The sequence below is a fragment of the Laspinema sp. D2d genome (genome assembly GCF_025370755.1).
Classification (GTDB): domain Bacteria; phylum Cyanobacteriota; class Cyanobacteriia; order Cyanobacteriales; family Laspinemataceae; genus Laspinema.
The window spans coordinates 1-11762 of record NZ_JAMXFC010000041.1; the positions used below are offsets into that span (position 1 = coordinate 1).

Here is an 11762-nt window from a genome sequence, read left to right on the forward strand (position 1 = left end):
CTCTGTTGTTTTCTAGTCATAAGGAGAGGATTGAATTGCCATCTTTTTTACTTTTTTTAAAATGAGCGAACCGTAAGATTAAATCGAGGCGGTTCTGTCATAAAATTTTTCAGCAATTGAGTGGAGTCTGGAACCTATCCCACGATAAATGAGAGAAGCTTCAGCGACGATCGCCTTTCTTGAGTTTTACCGTTCCCCAGAAAGGCGATCGCAAGCAGCAATAGCTTCTTACCAGGGACTGCCAATGAGGGTAAACCCGGCCCAAAAGTAAGGGTGAGATAAGTTTTCCCCCGTCAATTCTCCTAATTGTTCCGGAAGAGAGAGTACCCCGCGCTTGGTAACTAGGTTGCCTTCTTCTAGGCGCACTTCTCCTCGCAGCATAGCCAATTGGGTCTCGCGCAGGGCTTCCGCCTTGAGGAGCGATCGCTGGGTTTGGTCGTCAGTTTTGAAGGTATTGTAAAACTCGGACATCAGCGCTAGAGTCCCCAAGTCACTCACATACCATAAGCTTGCTAAGGCAGAGGGAACGCCGCTTTGAATCGCTAATCCGGCAAATCCCTTTTCTGCATCTTGGCTGCCGACGGCTGTCTTACAAGCACTCAACACCAACAATCCGATCGCTGATTCATTGAGTTTCAATTCTTGTATATTATTTAAAGTGAGCTGACTATCCCACAATTGAATATAAGATTGAGTCGGGTTTCCCTCCTGAAAATCCGCGTGAGTAGCAAGATGAACGATTCCATAGCGGGATTCTTGCAATTGCAACTGCAAGTTTTCCTGGGTAAAATCTTCATTAAGAAACACCTCTCCCGGCCACAGAGAACGGGCAATTTGAGACAGTTCCACGGGGACCGCAGGCAGGGGAGAGAGGGTTTTAAACAGGGATGCGCCCATTGCCAAAACTTCTGTATTAGTGAGGTCACTGGGATTCAAGTCAATCATGTTAAAGGCGGGAATCAGGGCTATACTGTATTGTTCCACCAGAAATTCTTCCCCATCATGTAAGGCAGCAAAGGGGACCGATCGCAACCCTGGACCGACACATAACAACAGATTTTCGATTCCTAACGACTCCAATTCTTCGCGCAAGGGGGCGATCGTCCAAGTATAAAGTTGTTGGGCTTGAGGTAGATAGGACCGGGTATTTCTTCGACTAGGGCTCGTCATGCGCTGCCGTAATTGTTGTGCTGTTTCTATCAGCATTTCTTGATTCGTTTCGGCGATCGTCCGACCCGTGACGCCTCCATCCGCAGTGACTAACAGCAGTTGCAGTTGATCCTCACTAGGAATCATGTAAATTACCGCCGACTTTTGACCCGTTTTTTGTTCAACTCCTGCCAACGCTTCGCTAATCTCTTCCCCACTCAGGGTCACTTCTGATAAATTTTTGCCGAAATAATCTTCAAATACCGTTTCCCATTCTCCCTCAATAGTTGTGACAGCTTGGGCAAAATCACTGGGGGAACTTCCTTGGCTAAGGGCAGGTTTTGGGTCGTGAGATTGAGAAAGCTGATGGACTCGGGATATTCCGGAAGGAATGGCGGAACCCTGAGTATCCCTAGCAGCAGTCAGTGAAGGAAATAAGGCGATTCCTACAGAACAGAAGAAAGGAAGAAGATACCAAAATCGTTTCCTAGAAATAAAAAAATTGGGTTGTGAGCTTGAATGGAAAAATGTTAGTTTCATGGAAAAGTTACTATTCGCTAAATTCGCTTTTTTTTGAGGGGGTGATGAGATTGAATGTCACCCAAGTAAAAGCGCGATCGCGCTTGCATAGATTTCCCCTAAAGGCTCGCATTTATTCTAACGAAAAAACTTCAAACTTGTTTGAGGGGTGACAAGTTCAAGGGTAGGGAGTTTCAAGATGAAGTGGAGGGAGGGTTTGGGTTGAAGCGGCATCGAAAGCACTTGTGGGAAGACTAAGCGAGGGTGTGAGCCCCCGCCTGGTGTTTAACTCACCTCTAGGTCACTTAACTGACCCCGGGTTAATAAAAGACCAGCCGCCTCACCATTAACGGGTTCGGAAAAAAAGTAGCCTTGACCGTATTTACAGCGAAGGATTTGGAGTTCATGCAGGGAATCTAGGGTTTCAATGCCTTCGGCAATCACATCTAATCCGAGGGTATGGGCCAGGGTAACAATGGTTCTGACAATTTCTGAATCGTCATTGAGGGGGGACATTTTGCTAACAAAAGAGCGGTCTATTTTTAACACATCCACGGGAAAGCGATGGAGATAACTCAAAGACGAGTAACCTGTGCCAAAATCATCGATGCACAACTGAATATCCAGGGTTTTGAGGCGTTCCAAGATGGCGATCGCACCTTCCGGGTCTTCTACTAGGGCAGTTTCGGTAATTTCTAATTTCAAATCCCAGCCATCAACCCCGGTTTCTTGGAGAATCTCTTCAACGCGATCGCCCAAATTCTGACTAAGTTGCTTCCCGGAAAGATTCACACTCATTTTCAGAGAAGGATAGGTAGGAAATTGCTTTTTCCAGCTTCTTAACTGACTACAGGCTTGAATCAGTGCCCATTCCCCGATTCGTTCAATTGCGCCAGTTTCCTCCGCCACGGGGATAAATATATTGGGAGAAATCCACCCTTTGCGAGGATGAACCCATCGGATCAGGGCTTCAAATCCACTAATCTCTCCCGTGGAGAGTCTCACAATAGGCTGATAGAACATCTGAAACTCGCCCCGTTCGATCGCCCAGCGCAGATCCGTCTCCAATTCCAAGCGCAGGATAGCTTCCTCTCGCATCGTGGCATCAAACACCACATATCCGCCTTTTTCTCGGGCTTTAGCGCGATACATGGCGATATCCGCATCCCGCAGAAAATCAGGCTGACGCCGATCGCCTGCGGTACTATGAACGATACCTATACTCATCCCGGCAAACACTTCGTGAGTTCCGACATTAAAAGGCTGGCGTAAGGTTTCATGGACTTGGTGCGCTACGGCGATCGCATCTTCAACCCGGGGAATATCTTCTAACAACAAGGTAAATTCATCCCCGCCAAACCGGGCGAGGGTATCGTTAGGACCTAAACATTGTTCCAGTCGTCCGGCGATCGCCATCAACAAGCGATCGCCCACGGAATGACCTAAACTATCATTCACTAACTTGAAATCATCCAAATCCATAAACAGGACTGCAAACTCATAATCTGCTTGACTTTGAGCGCGGGAGACGGCTTTAACCAACCGATCCATAAAAAAGCCTCGGTTCCATAACCCGGTGAGTGCATCGTGAGAGGCATTGTATCGGAGTTGCGCCTCTGTCCATTTGCGATCGGTAATATTCACGACAGACCCTTCATAATACATCAATTGATCACTGACATCGCGCACCGCACGAGCATTTTGAGAAATCCAGATCATACTACCATCAGCCCGATAAACCTGAGCTTCAAATCCTGACACCACATCTTGTTCCTGTAATCGCCGAATAAACTCCTCTGGACAGCGGGGATCAACGTAGATTTGATGGGAGCGATCGCACAAATCCGCCATCAATTCCGGGAGGGAAGCATACCCATAGATCGCCGCTAAAGCTGGATTTGCACTCATATACCGTCCATCCGGAGTGGTCTGAAAAATGCCTTCTACCGCATTTTCCACAATACTGCGATAGTTGGCTTCGGCTTGCTGGAGGGCTTTTAAAGTTTGTAACCGATGTAAGACAGACCCGACTTGGATCGCCATTGAGGAGATGCGCGGCAGCATTCGCAGATCCAGTTCCCAGGGAGTTGACTGAAAAAAGACCAACACCGCCAAAACCCGGCGATCGGCCAGAATCGGAATCCCCAAGGCACTGGTGAGTCCACAGGCGATCGCCCTGTCATCCCTCGGAAACCCTTTCTCAGGTTTGGCAGCCAGATCCGCAATCCATTCCGGTTCTCCCGATGCCAGGACTCGTCCGGGTAACCCCTGATTGAGTTCTAACCGCACGCCACTCCCTCTGGGACTGTAAGCGGTTCCCGGTGCTGCGTAGTATAGTCCAGAACAGTCTAAAGCGCTTCCCTCGGAGTTAGCAACCCAGGCTTCCCCGGCAGAGTATCCCAGGGTCTCTCCGAGGCTACAAAGTGCGATTTTTAAGGCGGATTCAAAATCGGGTGCTGCACTCACCGCCTGGGTCATGTTCTCCCACAAACGCGTGTGGGCATCGACTCGACTGGGGTCTTCAATCTCGATTCCGGTGGCGATCCAATAATCTAAGGTCTGGCGATCGCTGGTGAAAACAGCCCGAACACACCACTCCGCCCAGATTTCTTCTCCCTGTTTTGTGAGCAGTCGGTTTTGAATTTGTTGAGAACAAGTATGCTTAGTGAGCTGCTCTAAGGTTTGAGCGACTAGGGGTCGGTCCAGTTCAGGGATAAATGTATTAATATAATTCAGTCCCAAGGCTTCCGGGCGAGTATAACCGGCACGTTCTAACATCGCTTGATTCATAAAGAAAACCGTCCCATTGGGTTTGATGGCACAGTTAAAGGCTGGGTTAGTGTCGAGTAGACTCAACAATCCGTCTGAGGCGACGGGCAACGCTTCCTCTTGAGTGAGATGCGCTTTGAACTGGCTGTGCAGTCTTAGGCTCATATTATGCAGCATCAGGAAGGTTCCGGTGGTACTGAGCAAGATTAACAGGGCAATTTGATAGGGCTTTTGAACCGTTCCCCAGGGGTTCATTGCCACCAGAAAGGAGGATTCAGAAACCTCTTGAGAAGGGTGAGAGGGGGAAGAACGGACGTGAGTTTTTGTAGCCGCCTCTATGAATTCCCCCGAAATTGAAGCAGGGACGGGGGGCAAAAAAGAGCTTAAAATTTGGATAAATTCCCGCAATTGGATCGGGGGTGGATCAAGAAATCCCGGATTTTTTATTAATTGAAATGCCTCAGTTTCTAACGGCTGTAGCGTCCCCTGCCTATTCTGAGTCCAGAGAGAATCGGGAGGACGCGAAACCGGGGAGAAGCCTAGGGGAGTCGCCGCGATCGCCACCCCAGGGACTGGCCCTAGGGTCTGGGTCGGTTGCCAGTCCCAAGCCAATCCTACAGCGGGTTGGTCCAGTCCAAGCACACCCCAGGCGATCGCCAACAATCCCAGGGCCACGCCTATCCTGCTCATTTTTTGCCCCCTCTGAGTCTTCATTTTTACCCCATTCCCCACCCATCATGTTTATAGTTTAGGACTTGTTTCCGATTAACCGTTGTTTGCTCCGACACAAAAGTTCCCGAAAATTGGTCTGACTTCTGATTGAGGTAGTTTTGAGTTATTGTGAATATTTGTAACTCCTTCAATCATCTCTATTACCAGGGTTTAAATAAAAGATATCAGAAGAAGGGCGCACTCTAATTTTTTTTAATAAAATTTAAAAAAATTAAAAACCCGCCTCCAAACGTGACCACAAGACTGATTTTGTTCACTCACTCTCAACCCCGTTATTCAAACTTTTCCGGCTGGATTAACTCAACTCACAACACCTTGTCAACCGTAGGGACACGGAAATACAGTGTCCCTGGCCGATCCAATTTCCCAGCCCAATGTAATTCCCCAATTGAGGTTAGGGAATGGGTAAGGTTATAATAAATTCCGTTCCCAATCCCGGGACAGAATTACACTCAATTTGTCCGCTATGTTTTTCAACAACAATTTGATAACTAATCGATAAACCTAATCCCGTGCCTTTTCCGGGATTTTTGGTGGTAAAAAAGGGTTCAAAAATATGTTTTTTAGTCTCGGCAGTCATGCCCCGACCATTATCGGAAATTCGGATCACGGCACAGTCCCCCACTTGTTCGGTGTGAATGCTAATTCTGGGGGTAAACTGTCCCGGAGAACTATCAGTCAGGGTCGGTACTTTGCCCCGGTTTTGAAGCTGTTCTTTCCCCTCTTCCTCTAATACATCGATCGCATTTCCGAGTAAATTCATAAAAACCTGGTTGAGTTGTCCCGCATAACATTCGATGAGAGGAAGTTCTCCATAGTTTTTAATCACTTCAATACTAGATATTCCAGCTTTGGCTTTGAGACGGTTTTGTAAAATCAGTAAGGTACTATCAATCCCTTCATGAATATTCACCGACTTTTTCTGAGCTTGATCCAGACGGGAAAAGTTTCGCAAAGATAGGACCACTTCCCGAATGCGATCGGCTCCCACTTGCATGGAAGACATGAGCTTGGGAAAATCTTCTATTAAAAAATTCAGACCAATTCCTTCACTATGCTTTTGAATCGTAGGAGTTGGATCTGGGTATTCTTTACCATAGAGTTGCACTAACTCTAAAAGGTCGCGGACATATTGACGAGCATGAGCGATATTGCCATAAATAAAGCTCACGGGATTGTTAATTTCGTGAGCCACTCCCGCCACCAATTGACCCAAACTCGACATTTTTTCCGTTTGAATCAGTTGGGTTTGAGTGTGTTTTAATTCCTGTAAGGTATGTTTGAGTTCTTCAGCTTTTTGTCGAAATCGTTCTTCTGAACGGCGCAAAGCATCTTCTGCTTGTTTGCGTTCAGTAATATTTTGAGTCATAATCATTCCGGCAATGGCTTCTCCCTGTTCATTTTTCAGGGGTAAAGTATGCGCCAGATAGAGACGACTGGCAAAGGGAACTTCAGTTACGCTTTCTTTTCCGGCAAGTGCATCACGATACAGGGGTTCATAGAGCGCCGCAATATCCGAGGGAAAGGCTTCTGCTAGAGTTTTGCCTTCAATTAATTCTTTAGATAAGCCAACTTTAGGGAGTTCAGTTCCTTCGGCTAGGGTGTGACGGAGGTCCGGATCAAAGAGGCAAACTGTCCCATTGGGAAAGTTTTTTGCCAGGGTGCGATAGAGGGTTTCACTTCGGCGTAAAGCGACTTCCATTTGTTTGCGATCGCTGATATCAATGCCGATAAAAACGGCTTTTGTCCCTTTTTGATATTTCTGAGAAACCACTAAATAGCTGCGAGTTCCACCCTGGGATTCTAGGGTGATTTCTGTAGATTGAGTGAGTTCGGGACTGGCAAAAAAATCCTGAACCATTTCCGAGAATTTAGGACTGGTTTGCAAAAATCCCACCGGGCGCTCGGCAAAGCTATCCACTGGCATTTGAAAAGTTGCGGCTAAATGACGATTTACCCCTAAATAGCGTAAATCTGAACTCACCCAAGAGACTAAAGCGGGAACTGCATCCAAGACGGCTTGCAGTTGCTCATTGGCATTATGCAGGTCGGATTCGGCTTGTTTGCGTTCGCTAATATCGCGCACAAAGGCACAATGATATTCTTGACCATTAAAAGTTAAATAATTGACCCGGACTTCCACCGGAATTAACTCATTTTGGTGAGTGAGATAATTCGATTCAAAGGTAAAGGTTTGAAACTGTTTGATGGCACGCCAATGTTCGGCCCAAATCGGGGGAGAAAAGGCGGGGTCAATTTGAGCAACGGTGAGGGCGCGTAACTCTTCTGGGGTATAGCCGAGTAACTGACAGGCAGCTTCATTGACATAGCTAAAGCAGGCGTCTGGGGTCATCCAGAGGACGGCATCTGCCGCTTTATCCATTGCAAACTGGGTGAGTTGTAAGGCATCGGCGAGTTGTTTGCGCTCAGTGAGGAGTTCAGCCGACAACATCAACCCGCCAATTTCACCATCAGCGGCGATCCAGGGTTGAATCTCCCATTTTACCCATTCCTCTTTGCCATTGGGTTTAAGGAGACAATCCTCATGGGACAAGGATTCTCCGGTTTCTATACAATGTTGATAGTGCTGTTGCCAAGATTCGCACAGATGGGGAAAGAGTTCATAATGCGATCGCCCAATGGCACAGGTGCGATCGCCGGAACTATATTCACTGTACCACCGTCTTGACCAGGCCAAATAGCGCATTTGGCGATCAACCATTGCTACTGCTGCGGGTACATATTCCACAAATTGGGATAAGAACCCTTCGCTTTGCGGGAGAGGAGGTGGGATTTTTGCCGATGGCGATCGCGGGGTTTTGGGATTGCTACTCAGGTTGGGGTTGGGTTGCACCTTGAGAGATTGATGAACTGAAATCTGTTGCATGGTGGGAATCCTCCTGGGATGGAATGCAGATAGGGTTTCCGGAGTTGTGGAGTGGAGTGCCCTCATGCGATCGCCGAGGTCCGGTGTTTGACTGGTCTTTTTCCAGGTTCAAAAGTTCCGCACCGCGATCGCAGAAAGACCGAGTTGGACTGTATTACTCGGAACCCACATATCCGAATGAGACTGTGCCGCCTGGAATAGAGTGATGCAAACCCCGACCATTCGCCGAACCCCTTAAAATTTGAGAGATAGATGCCAGTGGAGAGCATGGCCCTCGACTGTCCAAATCGAGATACTCTCGGGTAGCTTTCCTGATGAGTTGTTAGTCTATTTTGGTTCAGCGGTAGTTTCTGGCGACGTGATTTTTTTGGCATTTTAGCCAAAATCTTTAACAATTTGTAGCATATTTTTCCGGGAATTTTAAGTTTTGTAAAAACTTGACAATTGAGACCACCTATGTTCTCATCAGGAATGAAGCAAAAGCGCTAAAGTCAAGCGGCGATCGCTACTGTTGTCCGGGTAGCAAATTCCCCGGAATTGGTCTCCTTCAATCCTCCCCACGGTGCCTAAAAATTGGCCGATTTCCTCACCACACCGCCTTAACTTTCTCCATCCGGCGATCGCGAAGGATTCAAGGGAGATGAATTTAACAAAGTGCCACACACTTTACAAAACTGAGCATCGCGATCGTGACGAGACAATCCACATCCACCACAAGGAGTTTCCACCCGATTAGCATTTCTCACTAATTCTTTAATTAACGCCCCCAGTTGTCCGGGAATCAGCGCAATCCCTGAAATAATCATCAAAATAGTCAGTAATCGCCCGCCTTGAGATAAGGGCGTCACATCCCCAAATCCCACGGTTGTCATGGTGACCACACAAAAATAGACCGCATCGATAAACGTGCGAAATGCCTGGGGATTTGTGGGATGTTCCACTTGATAAATTAACCCGGAATAAACAAAAACAATGGTAAACAGGGTAAAGATAATCCGGCGAATAATTAATTGGTCTTCCCCCTCGGTGCGGTCAAAAAAAACTTGACTTTCCACAAAGCGCAACAACCGCAAAATTCTAAACCATCGCAATAGCCGCAAATAGCTAATTTCAAAATTGCCAATAAATAACGGTAAAATAACGATTAAATCAATAATTGAATAGAGACTAAATAAGTAATTGATTTTCTGCTCTGCCGCCCAAAATCGGATAATATATTCAACAAAAAAGACAATTAGAATAGCAGTATTGACCCGAGCTAAAATTAAGGTTAACTCACCGGGAATGGGATAAGTTTCAATAACAAAGATGACGGAAGATAGTAAAACCAGACTGGTCAAAATGAGGTTAATCCATTTTCCAGCCCGGGTTTGAATATCGTCTAAATAAAAAGCGAGTTTTTCAGCCAAGTCTTTAGGGATAAAAGGAGTATAAATTAAACCGCATCGAGACTTCCAGTGGGAGGCAGGGGGTTTAATTTCCCGCGTCCTTCGAGAGTCTGGGATTAGATTGTGATACCTGAATGTTTTATAGCAATTTTCACATTTATGAGGTACGTTTATTGGATCCCCCCTAGCCCCCCTTAAAAAGGGGGGAACCTGGAAAGTCCCCCTTTTTAAGGGGGATTTAGGGGGATTTTTAATGGGCTTCCCCAACCCGAGAGGGAACCTAGAAATTCCTCCTTTTTAAGGGGGATTTAGGGGGATCGGTGAATGGACTTCACCCACAAGAGAAAGGCTAGAGTTCTTGAGAACTTAACGAGAGCGTTTCTCCTTTTCCTGACGACGGCGATCGCGCCATTCCGCTGCGGTGAGATAGACAATTCCTCCCGTTACCAGGACCATCAACCCTAGGGTTCCTGTTGCTAGAACAGTATAGATAGTCGTATCCACAAATCCTCCCCAATCAAAAATCAGTGTTAACAGAGTCCGAGTTTAAGGGATGGCAGTCATCTACCTGTTGGAAGTCACCTGAACAGAGGGCCGCTGAGGGGGCTATTTTACCTTGGTGGTGGCAGTTCACCTAAAATCGTGAATCGGACATGATTGATTGCCAAATCCCCCAGACGGATCTCGCTTTTATGTAACGGGACTCCCTTGAGTTTGAGACTTTCAAACCGGATCCCTTTGCCCAATTCCACATGATACCAAGCTAATCCCATAAAAAACCGCATCGGGTTAGGGCCGCTATCTTGATTATCATCGGGATTGGATTCCATTGGGATCCAACCCAATCCGGGAATATAGAATTCCAACCAGACATGATTGTAGTCCGGTTGCATGGGAACCCCTTGGCGATCGGGGTGGGGAGGGCATTTATAACGTCCCACAGTGCGACAGGCAATGCCATTTAACCGCAACAGGGCCAGCATTAACCCCACATATTCCCCACAGGACCCGACTCCGCGTTCGAGGACAATATCCGGGGTATCAATATGGGGTTTGATGCCGTAGTCGAGTTTTTCATAGACATAATCGCGAATACTCAGGACTTTTCGCAGGAGATTGGTTTCGGTCCCGATCGCCTCAACTGCTGCCTTCCGAACAATCTCTGTATCCATTGCCAGATTGTCATTATCGACTAAATAGCGATCGCCAAATTCCGGCGGCAGTTCCGGCAGATTTTCCACATCCCGAGGGGAAAGACGGTACTTGATACTCCGCACCTCTAATAGTGCTTTCCAACCAAAAACCCGCGCCTCGTGGGGTTTGAGACTGTCAAATTTAAAGACAGCAATCCGTTGTCCATCGAGAATTTCTTCCTCAAACGGCAGTCCGATCGCCTCAATTTTCTTTAATTTTTGCCGGGGAGTTTCAGCGGGAAAAGCAATCCGCCATTCCAAATCACTCAAGTCCAACTCATCCAGGGGAGAGAGTTCCTCAATGTAGGAAATTTCCATGAGATATCCGTTGGATAAAGCAAAATATTCATCTTCATGGTAGTGAAAATGCAACGGATGAATAAACGTGCGATCGCGAAAAGCCAATTGATGGGGATCCGCAGAGTTCGGGTCATCCCGAATATAGATTTCTTCCGAAGCATAGGCCACATAGAGAATTTCTTCCCCCGTTTCTGGATGGCGATGGAAGGCCAAACCCGAGGGACGTTCAAAGGGAGTTAGGACACTAAACAGTAAAGTACCCGTGGCGCGATCAAGACAGTAAACCGTTTGTTCCTCAGAATCGGAAACCCAGAGGTATTCTGCCTGGACGGTTAAACTTTCTACCCCAATTCCCGGCGCATAAAACCGGGTGATTTCTTCCCCCGTTTTGCGGTTAAAAATCAAAATGTAGCCCGTTCTTTGAGAACTGACATAAACCGTAGAACCCCAGACGGCTACCCCATTCGCCGGATAGGGCAAGGTTACAAAATGTTGAGGATTGAGTGCTTGTTTTCCCAAACCCGAACGAGCATTTTCACAAAAATAAACGCTGTTTTCTCGGGTGAGCCAGAGGGTATCTTCCCAGAAGCAAAGGCCAGTGGTATCAACAAATTCAGAAGCCTGATAAGGATTGAGAATTTTGGTGTTATCGTTCGTACAGTCAATTTCTAAAAGATAGCCCCGGGCGGAATCAATGGCAATCAGTGCATCACCGACAAACGCCATAGAGTGCAACTCATAAACGCTATAAGGTCTAATCGTGCGTAACCAGGGGTCGATTTGATGGGAAAGAACAGGTGAATCAAAGCTCATAGAAAACTAATC

General features: G+C 47.0%; 7 protein-coding genes. 1 reads left to right on the forward strand and 6 read right to left on the reverse strand.

Features of this window, described 5'->3' with window-relative positions; translation table 11 throughout:
- Positions 1-228 precede the first annotated feature (228 nt).
- From NG796_RS22045 to NG796_RS22055, 3 genes are all read right to left on the reverse strand, one after another.
- Positions 229-1689 (reverse strand): CHAT domain-containing protein, encoded by a 1461-nt coding sequence (locus NG796_RS22045; protein ID WP_261209281.1) that lies wholly within the window; start codon positions 1687-1689, stop codon positions 229-231.
- Positions 1690-1953: 264 nt separating this feature from the next.
- Positions 1954-5127, reverse strand: a complete 3174-nt coding sequence (locus NG796_RS22050; protein ID WP_261209282.1) for an EAL domain-containing protein — start codon at positions 5125-5127, stop codon at positions 1954-1956.
- Positions 5128-5563: 436 nt separating this feature from the next.
- Positions 5564-8056: a PAS domain-containing protein gene (locus NG796_RS22055; protein WP_261209283.1), complete on the reverse strand. Its 2493-nt coding sequence runs from the start codon at positions 8054-8056 to the stop codon at positions 5564-5566.
- A 23-nt stretch (positions 8057-8079) separates the two neighbouring features.
- Between NG796_RS22055 and NG796_RS22060 the strand changes: the two genes are divergently transcribed.
- A complete protein-coding gene (locus NG796_RS22060; RefSeq protein WP_261209284.1) occupies positions 8080-8262 on the forward strand; it encodes a hypothetical protein in 183 nt (60 codons plus the stop codon).
- Between the two features lie 393 nt (positions 8263-8655).
- On the opposite strand, the gene NG796_RS22065 is transcribed toward NG796_RS22060, so the two are convergent.
- From NG796_RS22065 to NG796_RS22075, 3 genes are all read right to left on the reverse strand, one after another.
- Positions 8656-9465 (reverse strand): ion transporter, encoded by an 810-nt coding sequence (locus tag NG796_RS22065; RefSeq protein ID WP_261209285.1) that lies wholly within the window; start codon positions 9463-9465, stop codon positions 8656-8658.
- A 345-nt stretch (positions 9466-9810) separates the two neighbouring features.
- Positions 9811-9948 carry a hypothetical protein gene (locus NG796_RS22070; protein ID WP_261209286.1) on the reverse strand — a complete coding sequence of 46 codons (138 nt, stop codon included), beginning with the start codon at positions 9946-9948 and terminating at the stop codon, positions 9811-9813.
- A gap of 107 nt (positions 9949-10055) precedes the next feature.
- Positions 10056-11750 (reverse strand): transglutaminase domain-containing protein, encoded by a 1695-nt coding sequence (locus tag NG796_RS22075; RefSeq protein WP_261209287.1) that lies wholly within the window; start codon positions 11748-11750, stop codon positions 10056-10058.
- Between the last annotated feature and the right edge of the window lie 12 nt (positions 11751-11762).